Raw genomic sequence first — 25,955 nt, forward strand, 5'->3', positions numbered from 1 at the left:
CCTGTAAATCCCCGCAAGCTTACACAAGTAAGTGACCGGGGTGTACAGGTGCAGCCAACACACCTGTAACACGAAAGACGACGGGAAAATTATTCGACGCCCTTGCTGCGCAGGTAATCTTCGTAGTTACCGGTGAAGTCGATTACGCGTTCCGGCGTAATTTCAATCACGCGGGTTGCCAACGAACTGACGAACTCACGGTCGTGAGAAACGAAGATCAGCGTACCCTGGTACATTTCCAGCGCCATGTTCAGCGACTCGATAGATTCCATATCCAGGTGGTTGGTCGGTTCATCCATTACCAGGATATTCGGCTTCTGCATCATCAGCTTACCGAACAGCATGCGTCCTTTTTCACCACCGGACAGCACTTTAGCAGGTTTCTTGATATCGTCCTGACTGAACAGCAAGCGACCAAGGAAGCTACGTACTACCTGCTCATCGTCGCCTTCCTGTTTCCACTGACTCATCCACTCGAAGACCGTCAGATCGTTTTCGAATTCGTACTCATGATCCTGAGCGTAGTAACCAACCTGGGCGTTTTCAGACCATTTCACGGTACCGTTATCCGGCTGTAATTCGCCGACCAGCGTTTTCAGCATGGTTGATTTACCCACGCCGTTGGCACCAAGAATGGCAATTTTCTCACCGACTTCCAGCAGCAGGTTAAAGTTTTTAAACAACGGACCTTCATCAAACCCTTTCGTCAGCGCTTCCACTTCCAGCGCGTTACGGAACAGTTTCTTATCCTGTTCGAAGCGGATGAACGGGTTCTGACGGCTGGACGCCTTCACTTCGTCAAGCTTGATCTTATCAATCTGACGCGCACGAGAAGTCGCCTGACGAGATTTTGATGCGTTGGCGCTAAAGCGGCTGACGAAGGATTGCAGATCGGCAATCTGCGCTTTCTTCTTGGCGTTATCGGCCAGCAGACGTTCACGCGCCTGAGTTGCCGCCGTCATATATTCGTCGTAGTTACCCGGATAAACACGCAGTTCGCCGTAGTCCAGATCCGCCATGTGCGTACAGACCATGTTCAGGAAGTGACGGTCGTGCGAAATGATGATCATGGTGCTGTCACGCTCGTTCAGCGTCTGCTCCAGCCAGCGGATGGTGTCGATATCCAGGTTGTTCGTTGGTTCGTCGAGCAGCAGAATGTCGGGGTTAGAGAACAGCGCCTGTGCCAGAAGCACACGCAGCTTCCAGCCGGGGGCGACTTCGCTCATCGGGCCATAATGCTGTTCTACCGGAATACCTACGCCCAGCAGCAATTCACCCGCACGCGCTTCCGCAGAGTAGCCGTCCATTTCGCCATACTGAACTTCAAGGTCAGCAACTTTATAGCCGTCTTCTTCGCTCATTTCGGCCAGGGCGTAAATGCGATCGCGCTCCTGCTTTACTTCCCACAGTTCACCGTGACCCATGATCACGGTGTCAAGCACGGTGAACTCTTCAAAGGCGAACTGATCCTGACGCAGCTTACCAATACGCTCGTTCGGATCGAGGGAAACATTGCCCAGCGTCGGTTCGAGGTCGCCGCCGAGAATTTTCATAAAAGTGGATTTACCGCTACCGTTCGCGCCAATCAGGCCGTAACGGTTGCCGCCGCCAAATTTGACGGAAATATTTTCAAACAGCGGCTTACTGCCGAACTGCATGGTGACGTTGCTGGAAACTAACACTGGCGTATCCTGAAAGAGAAAGAAATATGTGACGAACCGCTTATTATGCCATAAGTCTGCAATAAGATCGCGCCTTGATGCTGAAGGGTTAAAGTGAAAGCAAAAGGAAAAAAATGTGATTTAGTACACATCCGAATTCCTTGTTGCTCAGATTGCACATATAATGCGTGCCCAACACTACATAAATCTCAACCCACTAGCCTGCCTGGCACTGAATCTCGCATACATGAACATGAATATGAAATTAACAACGCTTTTCGCGGCGGCACTCGCAATAGTTGGTTTTTGTAACACCGCTTCTGCCGTCACGTACCCGCTGCCTACCGATGGCAGCCGTTTGATCGGCCAAAACCAGGTCATCACTATTCCTGAAGGCAACACCCAACCGCTGGAGTATTTTGCGGCGGAGTATCAGATGGGTCTGTCTAATATGCTGGAAGCCAACCCGGGCGTGGATACCTTCCTGCCGAAGGGCGGTACCGTACTGAACATACCTCAGCAATTGATCCTGCCGGATACCGTGCATGAAGGTATTGTTATTAACAGCGCTGAAATGCGTCTGTACTACTACCCGAAAGGCACCAACACCGTTATTGTTCTGCCGATCGGTATTGGTCAGTTGGGCAAAGACACGCCAATCAACTGGACCACCAAAGTAGAACGTAAAAAAGCGGGCCCAACCTGGACGCCAACGGCAAAAATGCATGCGGAATACCGCGCTGCTGGCGAACCACTGCCAGCCGTTGTTCCGGCAGGTCCGGATAACCCGATGGGCCTGTACGCGCTGTATATCGGTCGCCTGTACGCCATCCACGGCACCAATGCTAACTTCGGCGTCGGCTTACGCGTCAGCCACGGTTGCGTGCGTCTGCGTAACGACGACATCAAATTCCTGTTTGAAAATGTGCCGGTCGGCACCCGCGTACAGTTTATCGATGAGCCGGTAAAAGCCACGACTGAACCAGACGGCAGCCGTTACATCGAGGTACACAACCCACTGTCTACCACTGAAGCACAGTTCGAAGGCGGGGAAATCGTACCGATTACGCTGAACAAGAGCATTACCAGCATCACCGGTCAGTCTGACGTCGATCAGGCCGTCGTTGAGCAGGCGGTACAGAACCGTTCAGGTATGCCGGTTCGTCTGAACTAAGCATCAAAACTGCCCTTTCGCCTTATCGGGCCTACTTGACCTGTAGGCCCGATAAGCGCCAGCCCCATCGGGCACCATCCTCACATCACCTGCAATAAACCATACCCTACCAGCGCCGCCCATATTAGCATCGGCACCGAATACCAATGAAAACGCCACCAGATCCGTCGATCGTTTGCCATCCGTAAAGCAATAAGATTCGCCAGCGATCCCGGCAACAACCCAAAACCGCCCACATTGACCGCCCAGGCCAGCAGCAGCGTTGGCGGGACGTAGTTCAGCAGCAAAATCGTGCTGGGAACATTACTGATAAACTGCGACAGGCCAATGGCCGTCAACCAAAGCCCCGGCGCTGAAAGCGTGCCAATCTGGTGGGTAATCTCCTGCAAGGCCGGGAGCTGCGTCAGCAAGTGCACATCAATGAACATCGCCATAAACACCAACAGCAGCGTCCAATCCACGCTGAGGATCACGCGGCGAGCCAGCACCATGAATCCTGCCGCGACGATCGCCAGGCCCCACAGCTCTTGTTTTAGCTCCAGTGCCGCCAGGAAAATGATATACAGCCCCAGACAGCTCCACACCAGGCGCGGTTGCCAGTCAGGCGCGCGCGTACCGGTATGATAATGCAAAGCTTTATGCGGGAAACTGAACCAGCACAGCGCCACCAATGTCAGCATCATGGTCCCCGCAAGCGGCGCCATCTGCCAGGTAAACGCGGTAAACGATAAGCCGGAGCGTCCCCACATCAGAATGTTTTGCGGATTACCTATTGGCGTGAGCAACGATCCGGCGTTTACCGCCAGCGCCTCAAAGATAATCAGGCGATTTACAGGAATGGCGCACAATTTTTTCAGGGTGATCGTCAGCGGAACAACAATAAACAGCGCAACATCGTTGGTCAGAAACGTCGACAGCAGGGCCGCCGCCAGCACCATAAATATCGCCAATTGACGTTCGGTGTTAAAGCGCCGGGTCATCTTGCGCCCTAACACATCGAAGTAACCGCTTAGCTCCACGCCTTTGGTCAGTAACATCAGGCCGCTAAGCGTAATGATCGTGTGCCAGTCTATCGCCCCCGGCCACGACCTTGGCGTAAACGGCACGAACAGGCTCAGTACAACCCCGACGATGATTAACAGCTGAAAAAAGCGATCGCGCTGTAAGGCGCGTAGTAAAGGAAAACTCATTCAGAGCCTGTGCCTTGCTGTTGCGTAAACCGGCTAAAAGCCTCCAGCGTTTCCTTACTGACGTGATGCTCCATTCCTTCCGCGTCGCGACGGGCAATTTCCGGGCTGATACCTAACATCAGCAGGAAATTCTCCACAATCTGGTGACGCTCCCGACTCTCCTGAGCCAGTCGCTCACCTTCTGCGGTTAAAAACACGCCCCGCCAGGGGATCATTTCAATCAACCCAACTGAAGCAAGACGCTTAAGCATTTTAGCAACCGTCGGCTGGGAAACCCCAAGCCGTGCGGCCATATCTACCTGGCGCGCTTCACCCACCTCAATAATGAGATCGGAAATCAGCTCTACGTAGTCATCAATCAGCTCACGGCGATGTGCCTCCCGGACCTGACGAAATCCTTCAACGTGTTCTTCGACATTCACCAATTGCGTCACTTTTTTTGTTGTTGGCATACCTGCGCGACGACTCATTCTGCTTCCTCGTTACTGTGACGCGTTAACGGCATCTGATTAGAGAACGCTCATTGTAAACCAGAGTTGCGTGGGCACAAAAAATTAACGTTTTAGCAATAGCTATATAATATAGCCTGTGCTATATCTGTATATAATAAAGACATCCCTCAAGGACTGATGGGATCGTGAAGTCAGGAGGTTTATATGAATGAATTTAAGAGGTGTATACGCGTGTTTAGCCACTCTCCCTTTAAAGTACGGTTAATGCTGATCTCTATGCTGTGCGACATGATTAACAGCAAACCAGAGCAGGACAAAACTGCAGATAAATAATGCGGCGTCGCGGTACGCCGCTTCATTTTCCTGCCGTAACTCGGATACGGTGATCGTTTTCGTGCCAATAACCCTTCTTTTTGTCAGTTTTGCCACGCCCCTCGCAAAACAATTTCTTAGTAGTAGTTGACCTTCTCTTGCACACACTCTATCTTTTCGCAGCCCTGCATATATTGCGGCTCGCGGATGCGGACCCTATCCCCCTTCTCGCTCTCTCAGGCAGGCAATGACCCTTAGCGCCAGGGTAAGCACATGGCGTTTTTGTAACAGTGGCATATGAATTTAACCCTCAAAGATTCAATCATTGCTCGTAGCCGGGCGATTAGTCCGTGGACTGGCCTCTATTTCTTACAGTCTCTGCTGATCAACCTTGCGCTGGGCTATCCGCTTAGCCTGCTCTATAGCGTTGCTTTCACCTGTATATTGATGCTGCTGTGGCGCAGCGCGCCGCGTGCGCAGAAAGTGCTGATTGGCATTTGCTCGCTGGTAGCGGCAATGTACTTCCCGTTTGGCCAGGCTTACGGTTCGCCGAACTTCAATACCTTGCTGGCGCTGCACTCAACCAATATGGAAGAGTCTACTGAAATCCTCACCATCTTCCCCTGGTACAGTTATCTGGTTGGGGTGTTTATTTTCGCCCTCGGTGTTATCGCCGTACGCCGTAAAAAAGAGGTGCCGCAGCGTAGCTGGAATAAGTTCGACAGTATTTGTTTGCTGTTCAGCATAGTCGCGTTCTTTGTAACCCCGGTGCAAAACCTGGCCTGGGGCGGCGTGTTCAAGCTGAAAGACACCGGCTATCCGGTTTTCCGCTTTGCCAAGGACGTTATCGTTAATAACAACGAAGTGCTCGACGAACAAGAGCGTATGGCGAAGCTGGCGAGCGTGAAAGACAGCTGGACGGTAACCGCCGTGAAGCCGAAGTATCATACCTACGTGGTGGTCATCGGCGAAAGCGCCCGCCGCGATGCGTTAGGCGCTTTTGGCGGTCACTGGGATAACACGCCGTTTGCCAGTTCCGTTAACGGCTACATCTTCGCGGATTACATCGCGGCAAGCGGTTCGACACAAAAATCACTCGGCCTGACGCTAAATCGGGTGGTCGACGATAAACCCCAGTTCCAGGATAACTTTGTCACTCTGGCCAACCGCGCGGGATTCCAGACGTGGTGGTTCTCCAATCAGGGACAGATTGGTGAATACGATACGGCCATCGCCAGCATTGCGAAGCGAGCTGATGAAGTTCAGTTCCTCAAAAGCGGTGATTTCGAAGCGGATAAAAATACCCGTGACGAAGCGTTGTTGAAGATGACCGCCCAGGTGCTGGCAACCGAGCGCACTCAGCCACAGCTTATCGTGCTGCATTTAATGGGCTCGCATCCGCAGGCCTGCGACCGGACGCAGGGTAAATACGAGACTTTCGTCCAGTCAAAAGAGACATCTTGCTATCTGTACACCATGACGCAGACGGATGACCTGCTGCGCCAGCTTTACGATCAGTTACGTAACAGCGATAACAGCTTCTCGATGGTCTATTTCTCCGATCATGGCCTCGCGTTTAAAGAGCGGGGGAAAGAGGTGCAGTACCTGGCGCATGACGATCAGTTCCAGCAGAATTTCCAGGTACCATTTATGGTGCTGTCGAGCGATGATAAAGCGCACCGGGTGATTAAAGCCCGTCGCTCCGCCAATGATTTCCTCAGCTTTTTCTCGCAGTGGACGGGGATAAGCGCGAAGGAAATCACCAACAGCTATCGCTTTATTTCAGAGAAAAAGGCTGGCCCGGTGTACATCACCAACTTCAAATTGCAGAAGGTGGACTACAACCATCTGGGTACCGACATCTTTGAGACCAAATCTCGTTAATCTCTGAGTTGCGCACAAAAAAAATCCGCCCCGAGAGGCGGATTTTTTGTATCACCGAAGTGATTAGAAGCGGTAACCCACGCCAGCGATCCAGGTGCCAACGTCAACGCTACGAATACGGCTCTGCTCGTAGGAGAAGTCCAGAGCAACGTTTTCGATCGGGTTGAACTGCAGACCAGCACCGTAAGAGAAACCGTAGTCACTGGTGGTGTGGTTATCAGCCGGGGATGCTGCGTTCTGGAATTTACCGTAGCCAACACCCACTACACCGTAGATGCTTGCCCAGTCGTTCAGACGGTAAGCCGGACCAGCAGTGATGCCGTAGTACTGGGTTTTGTTGTAGTCGCCAGACGCATCGGTACGATCTTTTTCAGTGTAAGTGAAGGAACCGATAACACCCAGCGGGTTGCTGTCCTGCTCGTAGCGATACTTCAGGTTAAAACCGTTCATTTTGTTCGCTGCGCCCTGAGCATCGCTCTGAGCGTAACCACCGGTAACGGTAGAAGTCGCAGCTACAGCAGTACCTGCGGAGAAAGCCAGAACAGCGGCCAGTGCTGAAAGACATGCAATTTTTTTCATAACCACCTCAAATGTGCTTCAAGTAAATCCTAAGTTTTAAATATACCAAAAATTGATGGGAAACTCTTTGCGATTCGCGATGTCTAACGGGGTCTTTCATGTAACAGAACGTTTCAGAAACCCGCTATCTCTTTCAATTAACATCACTTTTCTAACCTAAAATGCCATTATTGCGCGCACAATATGGCACATTCATCCAGAATATTCCTAATCACACAGATTATTAATCCATCACTTTCATGCCATTGTACGGAACTGAGCAATTTTTTTTTCAACGAATACTCAACCAGCGGTGCGTATTTCCATTACACTCGCTGTTTTACTTTTCTATACATCACGTCATCCGTGTCGTAGCAAATTTGCAACGTCACGCAGATGAAGGCGTGTAATTATCATTTGACAGGAGAAAGGATGCCGGGGTCGTCACGTAAAGCGCCAGTCTGGTTGCCTATTTTGGTTTTGCTTATTGCTATGTCCTCCATTCAAAGCGGAGCATCTCTGGCAAAATCGCTATTCCCACTCGTCGGTGCGCCGGGCGTTACCGCATTGCGCCTTGCGCTGGGCACCCTCATCCTTATTGCCTTCTTTAAACCCTGGCGTTTGCGATTCGCCAAAGAACAACGCCTGCCGCTGCTGTTTTATGGTCTGTCTCTGGGCGGGATGAACTATCTCTTCTACCTGTCAATCCAGACCGTCCCGCTGGGAATTGCCGTAGCGCTGGAGTTCACCGGCCCGCTCGCGGTAGCGCTGTTTTCATCCCGACGTCCGGTGGATTTCATTTGGGTTGCACTGGCTGTACTCGGACTTTGGTTCCTGCTGCCGTTAGGTCAGGACGTTTCTCACGTGGATTTAACCGGTGCTGCGCTGGCGCTGGGCGCTGGCGCCTGCTGGGCAATCTATATTCTTACCGGGCAACGTGCCGGCGCGGAACATGGTCCGGCGACCGTTGCGGTAGGGTCATTAATTGCGGCGCTGATTTTTGTACCCATCGGCGCGCTCCAGGCTGGGGATGCCTTGTGGCACTGGTCCATTCTGCCGTTAGGCCTGGCCATTGCGGTCCTCTCTACTGCGCTTCCCTACTCGCTGGAGATGATTGCGTTGACGCGGCTGCCAACGCGCACTTTTGGTACTCTGATGAGTATGGAACCCGCACTGGCTGCGGTTTCAGGAATGATTTTCCTCGGTGAAACGCTGACGCTTGTCCAGACGCTCGCTCTGGGCGCCATTATTGTCGCATCAATGGGTTCGACGCTCACTATTCGCAAAGAACCACAAATTAAGCAAGTTGACGTGAATTAACCACTTATTATTCTGCATGGTTTGCATAATCATGCAGAATATCCAATTGTAAATCTGCGTGATAATTATTCTAATAAATATAATTTTCTCATCTGCATATTTCTTGAAATTTTTACATTAACATAAAAATAACACACCCCCATTAATAACCATCATATCTATATGATTTTATTAGTTATTTCATACCCACCCCTCTCTTCGCTATTAAAGTGATAGGTAACACCAGAAAAATAAATCCAAAATTCACGCTATACTTATTCCCGTTGAAGAGCTGGGACATAATTATCAAGAGGATATGAAAATATGAGTACCGCAAAACTGGTAAAAACAAAAGCATCTGCCCTCCTTTATACCCGCAACGATGTAACAGATAGCGAAAAGAAAGCGACCGTAGAGCTGCTGAATCAGCAAGTGATCCAGTTCATCGACCTGTCTTTGATCACCAAACAGGCTCACTGGAACATGCGCGGCTCGAACTTTATTGCTGTGCATGAAATGCTCGATGGCTTCCGTACTGCCCTGACCGACCACCTCGATACCATGGCTGAGCGCGCCGTACAGTTAGGCGGTGTGGCATTGGGTACCACCCAGGTTATTAACAGCAAAACGCCTCTGAAAAGCTATCCGCTGGATATCCATAGCGTACAGGACCACTTAAAAGAGCTGGCCGATCGTTATGCCGTCGTCGCTAACAGCGTCCGTAAAGCCATTAGCGAAGCAAAAGACGAAGATACAGCAGATATCTTCACCGCCGCTTCACGCGACCTCGACAAATTCCTGTGGTTTATCGAAGCCAACATTGAATAACAGCAGACATAAGAATTACCTATATAACCCTCGCCCTGGCGGGGGTTTTGCACATCTATGGTGCATGACATTGATCGTTCGTCACTCCAAAGTAAATTATTTGTAATAATCACTTCACACAATCGTTAACGAAAGATTGTTTTATCAACAATTTTTACGCTAAATAGTCATACCGTTTGCACTGTGTCAGGTGCGCACCAAATGAGTGCCTCAAAACAGTGCAGATTGCCCACTTTGCCCTACTTATTGTGCAGAGAAACGAGACACCCTCTTGTTAAAACAATGAGTTGCAAAACTGGCACGATTTTTTCATTAAGCCATATGTTCTCGCAGGGGATCGCCCCGTGGATAAAAAAGGAAATCCTATGAAGTCTGTATTAAAAGTCTCACTGGCTGCACTTACCCTGGCTTTTGCGGTGTCCTCCCATGCCGCAGATAAGAAACTGGTTGTCGCAACCGACACCGCATTTGTACCGTTCGAATTCAAACAGGGTGACAAATACGTTGGTTTTGATGTGGATCTGTGGGCTGCCGTGGCCAAAGAACTGAAGCTGGATTATGAACTGAAACCAATGGATTTCAGCGGCATCATCCCGGCTCTGCAAACCAAGAATATCGACCTGGCGCTGGCGGGTATTACCATCACTGATGAGCGTAAAAAAGCGATCGACTTCTCTGACGGCTACTACAAAAGCGGTCTGTTAGTGATGGTCAAAGCGAATAATAACGACGTGAAAAGCGTGAAAGATCTGGATGGTAAAGTCGTCGCTGTGAAGAGCGGCACGGGTTCCGTTGATTACGCGAAAGCTAACATCAAAACCAAAGATCTGCGTCAGTTCCCGAATATCGATAACGCATATATGGAACTGGGCACCAACCGCGCAGACGCCGTACTGCACGACACGCCAAACATTCTTTACTTCATCAAAACCGCTGGCAACGGTCAGTTCAAAGCAGTAGGCGAATCCCTGGAAGCCCAGCAGTACGGTATCGCCTTCCCGAAAGGCAGCGATGAACTGCGTGAGAAAGTGAACGGCGCGCTGAAAACGCTGAAAGAGAACGGCACATACAACGAAATCTACAAAAAATGGTTCGGTACCGAACCTAAATAACAAGAACGTTCTGTAACGCCCGGTAGCGCCAGCGCCGCCGGGCCTGCAATTTTGAGTCATCGCGTTATGGCTCATTACTTTTCTCACCACGGTAACAGGAACGAAATATGCAGTTTGACTGGAGTGCCATCTGGCCCGCCATCCCGCTTTTGATTGAAGGCGCCAAAATGACCCTGTGGATCTCGGTCCTCGGTCTGGCAGGCGGTCTGATAATCGGGCTTGCAGCAGGGTTTGCGCGTACTTTCGGCGGTTGGATAGCCAACCACGTAGCGCTGGTGTTTATCGAAGTCATTCGCGGTACGCCAATCGTTGTGCAGGTGATGTTTATTTACTTTGCCCTCCCAATGGCATTTAACGATTTACGCATTGATCCCTTTAGCGCCGCCGTTGTCACCATCATGATCAACTCCGGCGCCTATATTGCGGAAATCACCCGCGGCGCGGTGCTCTCAATCCATAAAGGATTCAGCGAAGCCGGACTGGCGCTTGGGCTTTCACGTACGGAGACTATCCGCCACGTTATTTTACCTCTCGCGCTGCGTCGTATGCTGCCACCGCTGGGCAACCAGTGGATCATCAGCATTAAAGATACCTCGCTGTTTATTGTCATTGGCGTCGCTGAACTGACCCGTCAGGGCCAGGAAATCATTGCCGGTAACTTCCGCGCACTGGAAATCTGGAGCGCCGTTGCGGTGTTCTATCTGATCATTACGCTGGTGCTGAGCTTCATTCTGCGTCGTCTGGAAAGAAGGATGAAAATCCTGTGATTGAATTTAAAAACGTTTCTAAGCACTTTGGCCCAACCCAGGTGCTGCACAATATTGACCTGAACATTCAGCAGGGCGAAGTGGTGGTAATTATCGGACCATCCGGGTCCGGTAAATCAACCCTGCTGCGCTGCATTAACAAACTGGAAGAGATAACCTCTGGCGATCTGATCGTCGATGGTCTGAAGGTAAACGATCCAAAGGTAGACGAGCGGTTAATCCGCCAGGAAGCCGGGATGGTGTTTCAGCAGTTCTACCTGTTCCCGCATCTGACGGCGCTGGAAAACGTCATGTTCGGACCGCAGCGCGTACGCGGGGCGAATAAAGAACAGGCCGAGAAACTGGCTAAAGAGCTGCTGGCGAAAGTAGGTCTGGCCGAGCGTGCGCATCACTACCCTTCTGAGCTGTCTGGCGGTCAACAGCAGCGTGTGGCGATCGCCCGTGCGCTGGCGGTGAAGCCGAAAATGATGCTGTTTGATGAGCCAACCTCAGCGCTGGACCCGGAACTGCGCCACGAAGTTCTGAAAGTTATGCAGGATCTGGCGGAGGAAGGGATGACCATGGTCATTGTGACCCACGAAATCGGCTTTGCCGAAAAAGTGGCTTCACGCCTGATTTTCATCGATAAGGGACGTATTGCCGAAGACGGTAATCCGCAGGCCCTGATTGAAAATCCGCCCAGCCAACGTTTACAGGAATTCTTGCAGCACGTTTCCTGATAGCTTTCCCTCCCTTCGCCTGAAGGGAGGTTTTTCACCAGAATCCTCTCATTTCATTTCTCCCCCGCCCTGACATCTATACTTATCCTTTTGAATTTATTTTCTCATGGGAGGAGTCATGCGCTGGATCCTGTTCATCTTTGTTTGTCTGGTGAGTCTCCCGACTCAGGCGGTGACGATACCTGGCGTCACTACGCCAACGTCAACCAACGCGCAAACCGCGCCGGCGAAAGAGCCGGATGTTGAACAGAAGAAAGCGGCCTACGGCGCACTGGCTGATGTGCTGGAAAATGACGCCTCGCGCCAGGAACTGATCGGTCAGTTACGCAAAGTGGCGACAGCGCCCCCTGCCGAGCCGGTGCCAACCATTGTTCCGCCCACGTTAACGGAAGAAAAAACGGTGCTGGAAAACGTCACGGATGTCACCCGCCACTACGGTGAGGCGCTCTCCAGCCGCTTTGCTCAGCTTTACCGCAATATTACCGATGCACCACACAAGACCTTTAACCCGCAAACGTTCACCAATGCCCTGACCCATTTTTTAATGCTGGCGGCGTCAGTGTTCGGTTTTTTCTGGCTGCTTCGCCTGTGCGCGCTGCCGCTGTATCGCAAAATGGGGCAATGGGCACGACGGAAAAACCGCGAACGCAGCAACTGGCTCCAGCTTCCGGCGATGATCATCGGCGCATTCATTATCGATTTGCTTCTGCTGGCGCTGACTTTGTTTGTCGGGCAGATACTGAGCGACAGAATGAACGCCGGTAGCCGCACTATCGCCTTTCAGCAAAGTCTGTTCCTCAATGCCTTTGCGCTGATTGAGTTCTTCAAAGCCATTCTACGCCTGATATTTTGCCCTACGGTGGCCGAACTGCGCCCGTTTAACATTCAGGATGCCGGTGCGCGCTACTGGAATCGCCGTTTAAGTTCATTGAGCAGCCTGATTGGATACGGACTTATCGTTGCCGTTCCCATTATCTCGAATCAGGTCAACGTGCAGGTCGGCGCGATGGCAAACGTCATCATCATGCTGTGTATCACGCTATGGGCGCTGTACCTGATTTTCAGAAACAAGAAAGAGATAACGCAGCATTTGCTGAATCTAGCGGAAAGATCGTTAGCGTTTTTCAGCCTGTTTATCCGCGCCTTTGCACTGGTATGGCATTGGCTGGCCAGCGCCTACTTCATTGTGCTGTTTTTCTTCTCGCTGTTTGATCCTGGCAACAGCCTGAAATTCATGATGGGCGCTACGCTGCGTAGCCTGGTGATCATTGGAATCGCCGCCTTTGTTTCCGGTATGCTTTCCCGCTGGATAGCCAAAACTATTACCCTTTCGCCACACACCCAGCGCAGCTATCCGGAACTACAAAAGCGGCTGAATGGCTGGCTGTCGACGGCGCTAAGCGTGGCCAGGATCCTGACGGTGTGCATCGCGGTAATGCTGCTACTGAATGCCTGGGGATTATTCGACTTCTGGAACTGGCTGCATTACGGCGCAGGAGAAAAAACGGTGGATATCCTGATCCGTATCGCGCTGATTTTATTCTTCTCCGCCATCGGCTGGACGATCCTTGCCAGCCTGATTGAAAATCGTCTGGCTTCCGATATTCACGGCCGCCCGCTCCCCAGCGCTCGTACCCGCACCCTGCTGACGCTGTTTCGCAACGCGCTGGCGGTGATCATCAGCACGATCACCATCATGATTGTGCTATCCGAAATTGGCGTCAATATCGCGCCCTTACTGGCCGGGGCCGGGGCGCTGGGGCTGGCTATCTCTTTCGGCTCGCAAACGCTGGTAAAAGATATTATTACCGGGATCTTTATTCAGTTCGAAAATGGCATGAACACCGGCGACCTGGTGACCATCGGTCCACTCACCGGTACGGTTGAACGGATGTCCATCCGCTCTGTGGGCGTCCGTCAGGACACCGGGGCGTACCATATCATTCCCTGGTCATCGATAACGACCTTCGCCAACTTTGTGCGCGGGATTGGATCGGTCGTCGCCAATTACGACGTAGACCGCCATGAGGATGCAGATAAAGCGAATCAGGCGTTGAAAGACGCTGTGGCTGCAGTGATGGAACAGGACGATATTCGCGGGCTGATTATTGGCGAGCCGTCGTTTGCCGGGATTGTGGGGTTAACCAATACGGCCTTCACGCTACGGGTCTCATTTACCACATTACCGCTGAAACAGTGGACGGTACGTTTCGCGCTCGACAGCCAGGTGAAGAAATACTTCGATCTGGCCAACGTACGCGCGCCGGTACAGACGTATCAGGTTTTGCCTGCACCGGTGAATGGCCCTGCGTCGGCAGCAAGCGAACCGCTGCCGCCAACCGAGCCAACGCTTTAGCGTTTACGCGCCATAAAACGGCGACGCTGATCGTTATCCATAAAGGTCCAGGCAATAAAGCGACTCTGCTTTTGCCCCTGGGCCATCTCTTTCTTAACCACTTTCACCGCGCCCGCATCCGTTAACGCGTGGTACAGCGGAGGCAAATTCTCACCGCGCGAAACCAGCGTGGTGAACCACATCACCTGACGGCCAAAGGCCTGGCTTTCGGCGATCATTTTTTTGATGAATGCCACTTCACCGCCTTCACACCACAGCTCCTGCTGCTGCCCGCCAAAGTTCAGCGCATCATCTTTATCCTGCCCCAGATTACGACGTTTGCGCTCGCTTCCGGCACGGGCTGAAGCCGCAGAATCATGGAACGGCGGGTTACACAATGTGGCTTCATATTGCTCATTCTTGTGAATGATACCGTTGAAGATTGCCGTAGCATCTTTCTGGCGACGCAGACGAATAGCACGGGTTAACCCCGGATTGGCGTTTACGATCGCCTGAGCGCTGTTAAACGCTTCGCTACTGGTCTCACTGCCGGTGAATCGCCAGCCGTATTCATGCACGCCGATCAGCGGATAAATACAGTTTGCCCCTACTCCCACGTCCAGCACGCTCGCATTTGCCGGAATGGTTCCGCTGGTTTCACCTAACAGGTCGGCCAGATGATGAATGTAGTCAGCGCGACCAGGAACCGGCGGGCACAGAAAACCGTCTGGAATATCCCAGTTTTTCACCGCATAAAAATGCGCCAGCAGTGCTTTATTGAGCGCCTTCACTGCCTGCGGATTCGCGAAATCAACACTCTGCTCGCCGCCCGGCGTGAGGGTGAGAAATTGCGTCAACTCGGGTGTAACCTGGCATAAAGTCGCAAGATCATAACGGCCATTGTGGCGGTTACGTGGGTGTAATCCCGGTTTCTGGGGGGACATAGCATTCTCCTTTTAACAGCGGCGTAAGATACCCGCATAACGCCACGCGGTAAACACACAGCAAGGAAATTTGCTTTTTTTATACCTATTTGATGGCTTGCTGATTGTTCAAAAAACAGACATCTCATCACCAGTTTTTTGCGGTAAATGTCATCCGCTGACGGCCTAAACTTATCAGGCACGACCTGTTGTTTCTCAGAGGATATCACCATGAAGAAATGCCTCACATTCCTTGCCGCTACCGTACTGACCGGCATGACATTTGCGTCCTTTGCTGCACAGCCCTACACCAGCCCTCAAACCGGCCAGCTACAAGCTTCCGGCACTGTTTTCGCTACCGGAGCTTCTAGCCTGAGCGATCTCGAAGACAAGCTGGCAGAGAAAGCGAAAGAGCAAGGCGCAAAAGGCTTTGTCGTCAATTCTGCGGGCGGTAAAAACCAGATGTACGGCAGCGCAACTATCTATAAGTAGTCCCTCACCTTAGCCCAACTGCATTCACCCCGAATGCAGTTTGCTACCTGCTGTTCACGTCGTTCACCGCTCAAATTGTAATCATCGTGTAGCAATTTTGAATCCAATGTAAATAAATGTATTTATTTTTGAATTAATGAATGCTAAAACGTCGCACTGATTAGTAATGCTTATCAAAATCATTATCAATTACACATTCACTCCCGCGAGGCCTGCAGGGTATAACATCCACAGAGATGTCCCTTCGCGCGAGTGAAACCGTCTACTCAAAAAATAATAAGTCACTCACTAACATGGATAAAAATCGCAATTTGCCTGCCAGTAGTTTTCATTCACTGACTTTTTTTGCCGGTCTGTGTATTGGCCTGTCTCCGGTAGCTCAGGCTGTCGCCGCGGGCGATCAAGATAAAAAACAAGAAGATACGCTGGTTGTTGAAGCGGCCAAACCTTCGCTATACGCCCCAACGCAGTCTGCCGACCCTAAGTTCTCCCGCCCGCTAGCGGATACAACTCGCACCATGACAGTGATTTCTGAGCAGGTGATTAAGGATCAAGGTGCAACCAATCTGACCGATGCGCTGAAAAACGTACCGGGCGTTGGCGCGTTTTTCGCCGGTGAGAACGGTAACTCCACTACCGGTGACGCGGTGTACATGCGTGGTGCGGATACCTCGAACAGTATTTATATCGACGGTATCCGAGATATTGGCAGCGTTACGCGCGACACTTTCAATACCGAACAGGTTGAAGTGATCAAAGGCCCCTCCGGCACCGACTATGGCCGTAGCGCGCCAACGGGCTCCATCAATATGATCAGCAAACAGCCGCGCACCGACTCAGGGATCGATGCCTCGGCCAGCGTCGGTAGCGCCTGGTTCCGCCGTGGTACGCTGGACATTAACCAGGTCATCGGCGAGACCACCGCTGCACGGTTAAACCTGATGGGTGAAAAAACGCATGATGCCGGTCGCGATAACGTTAAGAATGAACGTTATGGTGTGGCCCCCTCTCTCGCCTTTGGCTTAGGCACTGAGAACCGACTGTATCTGAACTATCTGCATGTCACCCAGCACAACACCCCGGATGGCGGTGTCCCCACCATCGGTCTGCCGGGATATTCCGCGCCTTCCGCGGGGACTGCTGCACTGAATCAGTCAGGAAAAGTGGATACGCATAACTTCTACGGTACCAACTCGGATTACGACGATTCAACGACCGATACCGCAACGATGCGTTTTGAACATGACCTGAACGACAGCACCACTATTCGCAACACCACCCGCTGGTCACGCATTAAGCAGGATTATCTGATGACGGCGGTGATGGGCGGCGCGACTAACATCACTCAACCCTCCAGCAGCGTCGACACCTGGACCTGGTCACGCCTGGCAAATACCAAAGATGTCAGCAATAAGATCCTGACCAACCAGACCAACCTGACCTCAAAATTTTACACGGGAGCCATCGGTCACGACATCAGCACCGGCGTGGAGCTAACGCGTGAAACGCAAACCAACTATGGTGTAAACCCGATCACCCCGCCGCCGGTAAATATCTATCACCCCGACAGCAATGTGAATATCGGCGGATTGTCTCGTAACGGCGCTAATGCTAACGGGCAAACCGATACCTTCGGTGTATACGCGTTTGATACGCTACAGATTACCCGTGAGTTTGAACTAAACGGTGGTATTCGCCTCGACAATTACCGCACGGAATATGACAGCGCTACCGCTTGCGGCGCTTCTGGTCGCGGCGCGGTCGCGTGTCCGACAGGCGTGGCGAAAGGTTCTCCGGTCACCACCGTGGATACTGCCAAATCAGGCAATCTGGTGAACTGGAAAGCGGGCGCGCTGTATCACCTGACCGATAACGGTAACGTTTACATTAACTACGCCGTTTCTCAGCAACCGCCGGGCGGCAGCAACTTTGCCCTCGCTCAGGGCGGAAGCGGTAACAGTGCGAACCGTACCGATTTCAAACCGCAGAAAGCGAAAACCAGCGAGATCGGCACCAAATGGGAGGTGCTGGATAAGCGCCTGCTGTTAACTGCCGCGATTTTCCGTACGGATATTGAGAACGAAGTTGAGCAGAACGACGACGGCACATATTCCCAGTACGGGGAGAAGCGCGTTGAAGGTTACGAACTCTCGGTAGCAGGGAACATCACTCCCGCATGGCAGGTTATTGGGGGTTACACCCAGCAGCGCGCGACGATCCACAGCGGCAAAAACGTTGCTCAGGATGGTTCTTCATCCCTGCCGTATACGCCAGAACATGCGTTCACGCTGTGGAACCAGTATCAGGCTACCGATGATATCTCTGTTGGCGCGGGCGCTCGCTACGTGGGCAGTATGCATCGCGGTTCCGACGGGGCCGTGGGTACGCCATCCTACACCGAAGGTTACTGGGTCGCCGACGCGAAACTGGGTTATCGCGTGAATCGCAATCTCGATTTCCAGTTGAACGTCTATAACCTGTTCGACACCGATTATGTATCCTCCATTAACAAGAGCGGATACCGTTACCATCCGGGTGAGCCAAGAACCTTCCTGCTCACGGCAAATATGCATTTCTGATCTTTTACGTGGGGCGTAAGCCCCACTTTCAGGAGAAACACTGATGATGTATCACATTCCCGGCATTCTGTCGGCGCAGGATGTCGCCTGGTTTCGCGAACAACTGGACGCTGCCGACTGGGTTGATGGCCGCGCAACCACCGGCGCTCAGGGTGCGCAGGTTAAAAAAAACCAGCAGGTGGATACGCAAAGTGAGCGTTACAGCGTTTTACAACAGGCGGTACAAAACGCGGTGAACAACAGCGCGTTATTCTTCGCCGCTGCATTACCGAAAACGCTCTCCAAACCGCTGTTCAATCGCTACCAGGACAACGAGACCTACGGTTTTCACGTTGACGGCGCGGTGCGTAGTCATCCGCAAAACGGCTGGATGCGCACAGATCTTTCCGCCACCTTATTCCTGAGTAATCCCGACGATTATGAGGGAGGAGAGCTGCTGGTCAATGACACCTACGGCCAGCATGCGGTAAAACTTCCGGCAGGCGATCTGGTACTTTACCCTTCCAGCAGCCTGCACTGCGTTACGCCGGTGACCCGTGGTGTTCGGGTGGCATCCTTTATGTGGATCCAGTCGATGATCCGGGACGATAAAAATCGCGCCATGCTTTTTGAACTGGATAAAAACATCCAGTCCCTGAAGACACGTCATGGGGAGAGTAGCGAGATCCTGTCGCTTCTCAATCTCTACCATAACCTGCTGCGCGAATGGTCCGAAATCTGATACCGCTGACGCGTGGTCGTTTTTCAGCCATCACATTCGCTATACTTATTCTGTAGACATCAGCAGGAGGTAGGTATGGCATCCGGATGGGCAAATGACGACGCTGTTAACGAACAGATCAACAATACTATTGAAGATGCTGTTGCCCGCGCCCGCGGTGAGTTACCGACGGGGGAAAGTCTGTATGAATGCGAAGAATGTGGTAATCCAATCCCTCAGGCCAGACGGGAGGCCGTGCCCGGCGTACGCTTGTGCATCACATGCCAGCAGGATAAAGATTCACATAGCGCTGCATTTTCAGGATATAATCGCAGAGGTTCGAAAGACAGCCAGCTACGTTGACTTATCTTTACCGAAAGTTTCAGCGCATACGATTTCCTTTACGAGCACGCTTTTTTGCACTATGTGTAGCAAAATGTGCCGTTGTCGGTTTCTCTGTAAAGCGCAATGACAAGAACTGTAAATCCCTCTTTCGAATTTATTAATATTCAATAAGTTATTTGTCATTCAATTTTTTTGATTGATGTCGTCAATTCTATTCGATTTTATCTCGCATAAAAAAACGTGATACTTCTCACATCGACGAAACAACGTCTTCTTAAAGAACACTGACTAACAGAACAAACCTGCGAGAAATTAATCATGAAAAATATCAAATTTGCTGTTGCCGCCATCGCTCTGTCTACCCTGTCATTTGGCGTTTTTGCTGCCGAGCCAGTTTCCTCTACTCAGGCGCAAAACATGAACAAAATTGGTGTGGTATCTGCTGACGGCGCCACCACGCTGGACGGCCTGGAAGCAAAACTGGCTGAAAAAGCGACTGCTGCTGGCGCAACGGGTTACAACATCACTTCTGCTATCGGCAAAGACAAAATGAGCGGCACCGCGGTTATCTATAAATAACCGAAAGATTACCTGTACGACCCAATGCTCCAACCCTCATTGACCCTGTTTGTTACCCTTTGTTTGCCCGTCCGCCACTGGACGGGCTTTTTTTTGCTTAGTGTTCCAGTCGTTGACGGAATTCCTGCAACACGGCGTCTGGCATCCCTATTTGCAACGCCGCCTCGCAAATCGCCTGCCAGCTTCCGGCATCCAGCGGAATACCTTGCTCCAGCCGTTCTTCACGAGTATTCACCTCCCACTCCCCTGGCAACAGGATCGGGGCATCTTCAGCATGGGGGGACGCTTTCACCCACTTAGCAAAGGCCGCGACCTGGTTGTCGCAGTCCGGCGCGCCAAACAGTTCCGGATTCATAATGATGGTCGTCATACAGTTAATGATGGCATCCGCGCTGGTCTGCTGGCTCTCTTCATGTGTGGTTTTACCACCAGAAAGCGCTCCCCCCATAATTTCGCACATTGCCGCCAGCGCATAACCTTTGTGTTGGGCGAAGGTCAGCAACGATCCCAGCGGAGAGACCTGCATTACGGCAGGATCGGTTGTGGGTACCCCATTAGCATCAATCAGGCATCCCGGAGCCACCGTCTCGCCCTTGTGCCATGCCACACGAGTTTTGCCAAACGCGATGGCGCTGGTTGCATAGTCCAGCAACAACGGGAACGTATTTTTACGCGGGAACACCACGCAGAAGGGGTTAGTGCCAAATCGACTATCGCGGCCATGAAACGGTGCGACCATCGGGATCCCTACCACATTCACAAAGTGCACCGAAACAAAACCCGCCGCCGCACATTGCTCCGCCCAGTAGCCAATGCGTCCAATATGGTGCGAATTATGTAATGCCACGGCAGCGATACCGTACTGGCGCGCTTTTTCGATCCCAAGCGTAATTGCCTCGTGGGCCGCCACCTGACCAAATGCGCAGTCGCCGTCAAGCGTAATCACCGCTCCCGCATCGTTGACCACTTTGGCATGGCGGTTGATCTGCAGGTGTCCCTGCGAAAATGAGCGAATATAGCTTGGGATCATGCCGATACCGTGGGAGTCGTGGCCGGCGAGGTTAGAGGCTATCAGATGATCTGCTACCAGCCGCGCCTCCAGCTCATTGCTTCCCATCTGGTGAAAAACGGCCTGGATAAAGGCGTGCAGCGTTGGCACATGGAAGCGATGTCCACTGTTCATTGTTATCTCCTGTTGAGTCGCGTGTTGATTGTGTTTCTTATTTTTCAACAAACTATGCTGCGCCACAGCGCTCAGGAGATCAATAAACGTGCAGAAATTTCACGTTGCCGGAAAGCGTGAACCGACGGGCCTGGCAAATGACCCGTCGAGAGAAAGAAAAATCAGAAGCTTTGCTCGACGCGGCCAAGTCCTTCAGCCAGCGTCGCGGATTCACCGGTTGCTACCAGGCAGCAGGCCATCTGGATTTTCAGCGATGCCGGAACCGGCTCACTGCCCGCCAGACAACGCTCAATCCAGCGCGCGGTAGTTTCCGGGTCTTTAGCCACCGGCAGTGGGACCGGCTCATCGGGCATCTCGCTCTGCCGGTCCTGTAGCACTCGCACGCCGGACGAATCTATCAGGCTTATCTGCGGGCAGCGCTGCGGGTTGGCGTACACTTCACCCTCGGTACCGTGCATCAACAGGGCACGCCCACCGATATCGCCGAAAAATTTCGCCACGCGCGATACGTATTCCGGGTGAGAAACGCTGGAAAGACGCAGCGCGGCATCTTCGGCAAACGGCGTGGCTAATTTAGCCAGCGTATGCGCACTGTTACGCACGCCCATTCGCCAGCGCATCGCCAGCTGTTTTTCCAGCGGAGGACACAGCGCACTCACCGGGATAAACACCGGCTCATGACCATCCAGCTTTGCCTGCGCCTGCCCGGCATGCAGCGTCGGCGCAATCCCCATCAGTTCGAAAATGGTTTCAGTCAGCACGCGGGTTGGATCCTCGCTGACACCGTGCACCACCACCGGGAAGCCCAGCTTATGCAGTAAAATCGCCAGCAGCGGAGTCAAATTTGCCTGCTTGCGCGCGCCATTGTAGCTGGGAATGACAATCGGCATGGGTTTGGCCACTGGCGGAGTCAGGCGAATGGTGTGGTTCTGCATCGCTTCGTAAAAGCCCAGCATCTCCGCTTCGCCTTCGCCTTTAATACGCAGCGCAATCAGTACACCGCCCATCTCAAGATCGGGCACCTCGCCGTTCATCATATGGGTATACAGTCCGCGAGCAGTATCCTTATCCAGGTCACGCGCGTGATTTTTTCCTCGCCCAATCTCTTTGATGATTTTGCGGTAATCCATCGATAACTCCTTGCCTGTTGCTCGCATCGTTAACGCCGACGGCGACGCGTGGGTTTCGCTTTTTCTTTTGGTTTTACTATAACGTCTGGCACAGCAGGTTGCTCTATCGGAAATATGGGTAATGCGTTCAGTAAACGCTTGCCATAGCTTTTGGTCAATAAACGCTTGTCATAAATAACCACTTCTCCCCAGCAGCCGTGGCTACGAATGAGTCGCCCAACCTGCTGGATCAAATTGAATGACGCCGCGGGCAAGCTCTGCACCTCAAAGGGGTAGCGGTTCAGGCTTTTCAGCCACTCGCCCTCGGTGATCACCACCGGGCTGTCGATAGGCGGAAAAGCAATTTTGTGAATATGCACCTGGGTCAGCAAGTCGCCTTTCAAATCCAGACCTTCGGCAAAAGATTGCAGCCCAATCAGTACGCTACGCTCGCCGTTGGTCACCCGCTTGCGGTGCAGCTCCACCAATCGATAGCGCGGCTGGTCGCCCTGTACCAGCAACAGCAGGCGCAGATCGGTAACGTGCTCAAGAAAACGCTGCATTGCCCGACCGCTGGCAAAGAGTACCAGCATGCCCTGATGCTTTTTACTTTCCAGCTGTTCGCGGAAATAGGCGGCCATTTCCGCGATATGCTGCTCTTCGTTATCAATTGACGGTTCGTAGCGCATCTGCGGAATGACGATTTTGCCTTGCTCAACGTGATTAAACGGTGAATCCAGCGCGATAAACCGGTCCCCTGCTTTTTCTTTCAGCCCGCTCATCTCCTGCAAACGCGAGAAGCTGTTGAGCGAACGCAGCGTGGCGGAGGTCACGATAATATGCGGTACGCTGCGCCACAGCAGTCGTTCAAGCTGATCGCTCACACGGATCCCCACACAGTGGAACCAGACGTGGATCTGCCCGTCACGCACTTCGCGCGTCGCCCATTTACTCACCGGCGCGCCTGAAGACTGCGCGAGCGAAGCCAGCCGCCACAGTTTGCTTTGCGCCTCAAACATGCCCAGCGCCCGATTCATCTGCAAAATAACCCGATGCAGACGCACAATATCGTGGGTGCCGGTTTTTTCGCTGAGATCGTTGAGGAACAGTTCCGCCAGACCGCGCAGCATTTCTGTTAGCTTCGCCAGACGCTGACAAATCTCCATCACTTCCGCAGGCAGTTCGCCCATCGCGAAGCGGTGTTCCGCCTCCTGGGTCGCAGGCATGTACAGATTAAGAATGTTATTGAGCGATGAAATCAGCTCATACAGTTCCTCACAGTGACCGCTCAGACGCTCGGCATTCGCCAGCGGCGGCGTAGTTTTTGGACGAAACTGTTCCAGGCAGGTGGCCACTAATTTGCAAAACAGATCCAACTGCAGCCGATACCAGGGGGCGCTGATTTCTGCGCTCATCTCCAGCGCATCGCGCGCGACGTCCGGCAAATGGTGACCTTCATCAAGGACCAGCAGCAGGTTCTTCGGCTCCGGCAAAACAGCTTCGCTTTCCATGGCCGCCATCACCAGCGCGTGGTTAGCCACCACCACTTCGGCTTCCTGAATCTCACGGCGGGCGACAAAAAAGGGGCATTCACGATAGTAGTGACAGTTACGATTCAAACAGCTGGCTTTATCAGTGCTCAGGCGCTGCCAGAGTCCGTCGTCGATAGCGATATCCGTGTGATCGCGCAGCCCGTCCCACTTGTAGCTGTCGAGATCGCCTTTTAGCCTGGCGCAGCGCTTTTGTTCTTCCTGGTTGTTGGGCGTCAGGTCATCGTCGAGAAAGGCCAACAGATCCTGCTGATTGGGTTCGCTACTGGCCAGCGCCGCTAAATTACGCGGGCAGACATAACGCCCGCGACCAAACGCGGCGGTAAAACGCAGATCGGGGATAATTTTGCGCAGCAGCGGTAAATCTTTGCTGTAGATCTGATCCTGTAAAGCAACGTTGGCGGTACTGACCACCAGCGTTTTTTGTTCTTCACGCGCTATGGCAATACCGGGAATCAGGTACGACAGCGTTTTCCCCACCCCGGTCGGCGCTTCAATCGCCAGATGCCGCCCTTCTTCCCCGGTAAGCGTTTTCGCGACGTCAGCAATCATCTGCCGCTGCGGCGCACGGGGAATAAAGTCGGGGATCTGTTCCTGAAGCGCCTTATACCAGGCGGCAATTTGCGCTTTTAGCGCAGCCGTTAGTGCCATGAGAAAACCTGAAGTACTGTATAAACAGCCACTATTGTGGCACTTTCTGATACGTGTCGCAAAAAGAAAAGCCCGACCTTTCGGTCGGGCTCGCAATTACTGCGCTGTAGACGGTTTGCGCGGACGGCGCGGTGGACGAGGCTTATCGCCCGCCGGTTTGCCTTCGCCGCTACGCGGTTTCGCTTTTGGCGCACCGCCATCCTGACGACGCGGCTGCTGACCACGCCCTGCTCCACCCTGACCGCGACCACCGCCGCCACGCTGCTGGCGACCATTCTGGATCGGCTCGGCTTTGATGGACGGGTCTGGCTCGTAGCCTGGCATCGCAATTCGCGGGATCTCTTTTTTCAGCAGCTTCTCGATGTCACGCAGCAGCTTGTGTTCATCGACGCACACCAGAGACAACGCTTCGCCGGTAGCGGCCGCACGACCGGTACGACCAATACGGTGCACGTAATCTTCCGGGACGTTTGGCAGCTCGTAGTTCACCACGTGCGGCAGCTCTTCAATATCCAGACCGCGCGCGGCAATATCGGTCGCCACCAGCACACGAATATCACCGGATTTAAAATCAGCCAGCGCACGCGTACGCGCCCCCTGAGATTTATTACCGTGGATCGCCGCGCTGCGAATGCCGTCTTTATTCAGCTGTTCCGCCAGATGGTTTGCACCATGTTTGGTACGGGTAAACACCAGCACCTGCTGCCAGTTGCCCTGACCGATCATCTGCGACAACAGTTCACGTTTACGCTTTTTATCAACAAAATGAACGTGCTGAGTCACCTGCTCTGACGCGGTATTACGGCGCGCCACTTCGATTTCCAGCGGATTGTGCAGCAGCTTTTCGGCCAGCGACTTAATATCATCAGAGAACGTTGCTGAGAACAGCAGGTTCTGGCGTTTTGCCGGCAGTTTCGCCAGAACGCGACGGATATCATGAATAAAGCCCATATCCAGCATGCGGTCAGCTTCATCCAGTACCAGAATCTCAACCTGATCCAGTTTCACCGCATTCTGGTGTTCCAGATCGAGCAAACGACCAGGCGTGGCGATCAGCACATCCACACCGCCGCGCAGCTTCATCATCTGCGGGTTAATGCTCACGCCGCCGAAGACCACCAGCGAGCGAATATTCAGATACTTACTGTAATCACGTACGTTTTCGCCAATCTGGGCCGCCAGTTCGCGAGTTGGCGTGAGGATCAGCGCACGCACCGGACGACGGCTTTTGCCATGCGGCTGATGGGTAATCAGGTGCTGCAACAGCGGCAGGGTAAAACCTGCCGTTTTCCCCGTACCGGTCTGGGCGCTGGCCATCAGATCGCGGCCTTCCAGCACGGCAGGGATCGCCTGCTGCTGAATAGGGGTAGGTTCACGGTAACCCTGCTCGGCAACGGCACGTAAAATTTCAGGGTTTAAACCAAGGGAATCAAAAGACATAACAACTCCGAACCACCCTGACCGTTACCGGTGTCGTTTTCAGGGAGATACATATAATAAAGATGACAAAAACCACAATGTCATGAAGGGGCGGAGTGTAGCAGTTTTTGTGA

23 protein-coding genes are annotated in these 25,955 nt (G+C 52.6%); 14 read left to right on the forward strand and 9 right to left on the reverse strand.

The features are described from left to right. Positions 1-89: 89 nt before the first annotated feature. Positions 90-1,682, reverse strand: coding sequence for an ABC-F family ATPase (locus tag GFC06_RS20045; RefSeq protein ID WP_016156073.1), 1,593 nt, complete (start codon positions 1,680-1,682; stop codon positions 90-92). Between the two features lie 232 nt (positions 1,683-1,914). Between GFC06_RS20045 and ldtB the strand changes: the two genes are divergently transcribed. After that, positions 1,915-2,835, forward strand: a complete 921-nt coding sequence (ldtB, locus tag GFC06_RS20050) for a L,D-transpeptidase (protein ID WP_003035268.1) — start codon at positions 1,915-1,917, stop codon at positions 2,833-2,835. 80 nt (positions 2,836-2,915) lie between these two features. Here the strand turns inward: ldtB and GFC06_RS20055 are convergent, their stop codons facing one another. After that, complete coding sequence (locus GFC06_RS20055) at positions 2,916-4,025, reverse strand: anion transporter (RefSeq protein ID WP_153690566.1); 1,110 nt, start codon at positions 4,023-4,025, stop codon at positions 2,916-2,918. Then, positions 4,022-4,495 carry a manganese-binding transcriptional regulator MntR gene (gene mntR / locus GFC06_RS20060; RefSeq protein ID WP_003831586.1) on the reverse strand — a complete coding sequence of 158 codons (474 nt, stop codon included), beginning with the start codon at positions 4,493-4,495 and terminating at the stop codon, positions 4,022-4,024. Before mntR ends, GFC06_RS20055 begins: the two co-directional genes overlap by 4 nt. Before the next feature lie 186 nt (positions 4,496-4,681). On the opposite strand from mntR, the gene mntS reads away from it, so the two are divergent. Both mntS and GFC06_RS20070 read left to right on the forward strand, forming a co-directional pair. After that, the gene (mntS, locus tag GFC06_RS20065) at positions 4,682-4,810 is read left to right on the forward strand and encodes a manganase accumulation protein MntS (protein ID WP_153690567.1); all 129 of its coding nucleotides are present in this window, start codon (positions 4,682-4,684) and stop codon (positions 4,808-4,810) included. A gap of 276 nt (positions 4,811-5,086) precedes the next feature. Next, positions 5,087-6,673 carry a phosphoethanolamine transferase gene (locus tag GFC06_RS20070; protein ID WP_153690568.1) on the forward strand — a complete coding sequence of 529 codons (1,587 nt, stop codon included), beginning with the start codon at positions 5,087-5,089 and terminating at the stop codon, positions 6,671-6,673. Positions 6,674-6,736: 63 nt separating this feature from the next. Here the strand turns inward: GFC06_RS20070 and ompX are convergent, their stop codons facing one another. After that, on the reverse strand, positions 6,737-7,252 hold the full coding sequence (gene ompX / locus GFC06_RS20075; RefSeq protein ID WP_016152372.1) for an outer membrane protein OmpX: 516 nt from the start codon (positions 7,250-7,252) through the stop codon (positions 6,737-6,739). A 411-nt stretch (positions 7,253-7,663) separates the two neighbouring features. Here ompX and rhtA point away from each other — a divergent pair, with 411 nt between their 5' ends. From rhtA to ybiO, 6 genes are all read left to right on the forward strand, one after another. Continuing rightward, positions 7,664-8,551, forward strand: coding sequence for a threonine/homoserine exporter RhtA (gene rhtA / locus GFC06_RS20080; protein ID WP_016156069.1), 888 nt, complete (start codon positions 7,664-7,666; stop codon positions 8,549-8,551). 303 nt (positions 8,552-8,854) lie between these two features. Beyond that, positions 8,855-9,358: a DNA starvation/stationary phase protection protein Dps gene (gene dps, locus GFC06_RS20085; protein WP_153690569.1), complete on the forward strand. Its 504-nt coding sequence runs from the start codon at positions 8,855-8,857 to the stop codon at positions 9,356-9,358. Positions 9,359-9,723: 365 nt separating this feature from the next. Continuing rightward, entirely contained in the window at positions 9,724-10,470 is a 747-nt protein-coding gene (glnH, locus tag GFC06_RS20090; protein WP_016152370.1) for a glutamine ABC transporter substrate-binding protein GlnH, read from the forward strand. A 107-nt stretch (positions 10,471-10,577) separates the two neighbouring features. Continuing rightward, positions 10,578-11,237 (forward strand): glutamine ABC transporter permease GlnP, encoded by a 660-nt coding sequence (gene glnP / locus GFC06_RS20095; protein WP_003035248.1) that lies wholly within the window; start codon positions 10,578-10,580, stop codon positions 11,235-11,237. Then, on the forward strand, positions 11,234-11,956 hold the full coding sequence (glnQ, locus tag GFC06_RS20100; RefSeq protein ID WP_003035246.1) for a glutamine ABC transporter ATP-binding protein GlnQ: 723 nt from the start codon (positions 11,234-11,236) through the stop codon (positions 11,954-11,956). Before glnP ends, glnQ begins: the two co-directional genes overlap by 4 nt. 118 nt (positions 11,957-12,074) lie before the next feature. Next, a complete protein-coding gene (ybiO, locus tag GFC06_RS20105; protein ID WP_153690570.1) occupies positions 12,075-14,312 on the forward strand; it encodes a mechanosensitive channel protein in 2,238 nt (745 codons plus the stop codon). Here the strand turns inward: ybiO and rlmF are convergent. Continuing rightward, a complete protein-coding gene (rlmF, locus tag GFC06_RS20110) occupies positions 14,309-15,235 on the reverse strand; it encodes a 23S rRNA (adenine(1618)-N(6))-methyltransferase RlmF (RefSeq protein ID WP_016152368.1) in 927 nt (308 codons plus the stop codon). The genes ybiO and rlmF overlap by 4 nt on opposite strands. 210 nt (positions 15,236-15,445) lie before the next feature. Here rlmF and mcbA point away from each other — a divergent pair, with 210 nt between their 5' ends. The 5 genes from mcbA to ybiJ all read left to right on the forward strand — a co-directional run bounded on the left by mcbA (position 15,446) and on the right by ybiJ (position 19,909). Next, positions 15,446-15,706: a DUF1471 family periplasmic protein McbA gene (gene mcbA, locus GFC06_RS20115; RefSeq protein ID WP_047501255.1), complete on the forward strand. Its 261-nt coding sequence runs from the start codon at positions 15,446-15,448 to the stop codon at positions 15,704-15,706. Between the two features lie 293 nt (positions 15,707-15,999). Continuing rightward, complete coding sequence (locus tag GFC06_RS20120; RefSeq protein ID WP_153690571.1) at positions 16,000-18,285, forward strand: catecholate siderophore receptor Fiu; 2,286 nt, start codon at positions 16,000-16,002, stop codon at positions 18,283-18,285. A gap of 43 nt (positions 18,286-18,328) precedes the next feature. Beyond that, entirely contained in the window at positions 18,329-19,006 is a 678-nt protein-coding gene (gene ybiX, locus GFC06_RS20125) for a PKHD-type hydroxylase YbiX (protein WP_153690572.1), read from the forward strand. A gap of 75 nt (positions 19,007-19,081) precedes the next feature. After that, on the forward strand, positions 19,082-19,348 hold the full coding sequence (locus tag GFC06_RS20130; protein ID WP_003035233.1) for a DksA/TraR family C4-type zinc finger protein: 267 nt from the start codon (positions 19,082-19,084) through the stop codon (positions 19,346-19,348). 300 nt (positions 19,349-19,648) lie between these two features. Beyond that, positions 19,649-19,909, forward strand: coding sequence for a DUF1471 family protein YbiJ (gene ybiJ, locus GFC06_RS20135; RefSeq protein WP_049282690.1), 261 nt, complete (start codon positions 19,649-19,651; stop codon positions 19,907-19,909). Between the two features lie 97 nt (positions 19,910-20,006). Here ybiJ and GFC06_RS20140 read toward each other — a convergent pair whose 3' ends face one another. From GFC06_RS20140 to rhlE, 4 genes are all read right to left on the reverse strand, one after another. Further along, complete coding sequence (locus GFC06_RS20140) at positions 20,007-21,092, reverse strand: malate/lactate/ureidoglycolate dehydrogenase (RefSeq protein ID WP_153690573.1); 1,086 nt, start codon at positions 21,090-21,092, stop codon at positions 20,007-20,009. Positions 21,093-21,253: 161 nt separating this feature from the next. Further along, the gene (gene ybiB / locus GFC06_RS20145; protein WP_016156063.1) at positions 21,254-22,222 is read right to left on the reverse strand and encodes a DNA-binding protein YbiB; all 969 of its coding nucleotides are present in this window, start codon (positions 22,220-22,222) and stop codon (positions 21,254-21,256) included. Between the two features lie 29 nt (positions 22,223-22,251). Next, positions 22,252-24,402: an ATP-dependent DNA helicase DinG gene (dinG, locus tag GFC06_RS20150; protein WP_141875010.1), complete on the reverse strand. Its 2,151-nt coding sequence runs from the start codon at positions 24,400-24,402 to the stop codon at positions 22,252-22,254. A gap of 96 nt (positions 24,403-24,498) precedes the next feature. Then, positions 24,499-25,842: an ATP-dependent RNA helicase RhlE gene (gene rhlE, locus GFC06_RS20155; RefSeq protein WP_049282687.1), complete on the reverse strand. Its 1,344-nt coding sequence runs from the start codon at positions 25,840-25,842 to the stop codon at positions 24,499-24,501. Positions 25,843-25,955 lie beyond the last annotated feature (113 nt).

The sequence above is a fragment of the Citrobacter braakii genome, from assembly GCF_009648935.1.
GTDB lineage: Bacteria > Pseudomonadota > Gammaproteobacteria > Enterobacterales > Enterobacteriaceae > Citrobacter > Citrobacter braakii.

What these genes read in the sequence shown, in the direction of transcription:
- ldtB (WP_003035268.1), top strand. Translation starts at nt 1,915, where the DNA reads ATGAATATGAAATTAACAACGCTTTTCGCGGCGGCACTCGCAATAGTT.
- GFC06_RS20055 (WP_153690566.1), bottom strand. Translation starts at nt 4,025, where the DNA reads ATGAGTTTTCCTTTACTACGCGCCTTACAGCGCGATCGCTTTTTTCAG.
- mntR (WP_003831586.1), bottom strand. Translation starts at nt 4,495, where the DNA reads ATGAGTCGTCGCGCAGGTATGCCAACAACAAAAAAAGTGACGCAATTG.
- mntS (WP_153690567.1), top strand. Translation starts at nt 4,682, where the DNA reads ATGAATGAATTTAAGAGGTGTATACGCGTGTTTAGCCACTCTCCCTTT.
- GFC06_RS20070 (WP_153690568.1), top strand. Translation starts at nt 5,087, where the DNA reads ATGAATTTAACCCTCAAAGATTCAATCATTGCTCGTAGCCGGGCGATT.
- ompX (WP_016152372.1), bottom strand. Translation starts at nt 7,252, where the DNA reads ATGAAAAAAATTGCATGTCTTTCAGCACTGGCCGCTGTTCTGGCTTTC.
- rhtA (WP_016156069.1), top strand. Translation starts at nt 7,664, where the DNA reads ATGCCGGGGTCGTCACGTAAAGCGCCAGTCTGGTTGCCTATTTTGGTT.
- dps (WP_153690569.1), top strand. Translation starts at nt 8,855, where the DNA reads ATGAGTACCGCAAAACTGGTAAAAACAAAAGCATCTGCCCTCCTTTAT.
- glnH (WP_016152370.1), top strand. Translation starts at nt 9,724, where the DNA reads ATGAAGTCTGTATTAAAAGTCTCACTGGCTGCACTTACCCTGGCTTTT.
- glnP (WP_003035248.1), top strand. Translation starts at nt 10,578, where the DNA reads ATGCAGTTTGACTGGAGTGCCATCTGGCCCGCCATCCCGCTTTTGATT.
- ybiO (WP_153690570.1), top strand. Translation starts at nt 12,075, where the DNA reads ATGCGCTGGATCCTGTTCATCTTTGTTTGTCTGGTGAGTCTCCCGACT.
- rlmF (WP_016152368.1), bottom strand. Translation starts at nt 15,235, where the DNA reads ATGTCCCCCCAGAAACCGGGATTACACCCACGTAACCGCCACAATGGC.
- mcbA (WP_047501255.1), top strand. Translation starts at nt 15,446, where the DNA reads ATGAAGAAATGCCTCACATTCCTTGCCGCTACCGTACTGACCGGCATG.
- GFC06_RS20120 (WP_153690571.1), top strand. Translation starts at nt 16,000, where the DNA reads ATGGATAAAAATCGCAATTTGCCTGCCAGTAGTTTTCATTCACTGACT.
- ybiX (WP_153690572.1), top strand. Translation starts at nt 18,329, where the DNA reads ATGATGTATCACATTCCCGGCATTCTGTCGGCGCAGGATGTCGCCTGG.
- GFC06_RS20130 (WP_003035233.1), top strand. Translation starts at nt 19,082, where the DNA reads ATGGCATCCGGATGGGCAAATGACGACGCTGTTAACGAACAGATCAAC.
- ybiJ (WP_049282690.1), top strand. Translation starts at nt 19,649, where the DNA reads ATGAAAAATATCAAATTTGCTGTTGCCGCCATCGCTCTGTCTACCCTG.
- GFC06_RS20140 (WP_153690573.1), bottom strand. Translation starts at nt 21,092, where the DNA reads ATGAACAGTGGACATCGCTTCCATGTGCCAACGCTGCACGCCTTTATC.
- ybiB (WP_016156063.1), bottom strand. Translation starts at nt 22,222, where the DNA reads ATGGATTACCGCAAAATCATCAAAGAGATTGGGCGAGGAAAAAATCAC.
- dinG (WP_141875010.1), bottom strand. Translation starts at nt 24,402, where the DNA reads ATGGCACTAACGGCTGCGCTAAAAGCGCAAATTGCCGCCTGGTATAAG.
- rhlE (WP_049282687.1), bottom strand. Translation starts at nt 25,842, where the DNA reads ATGTCTTTTGATTCCCTTGGTTTAAACCCTGAAATTTTACGTGCCGTT.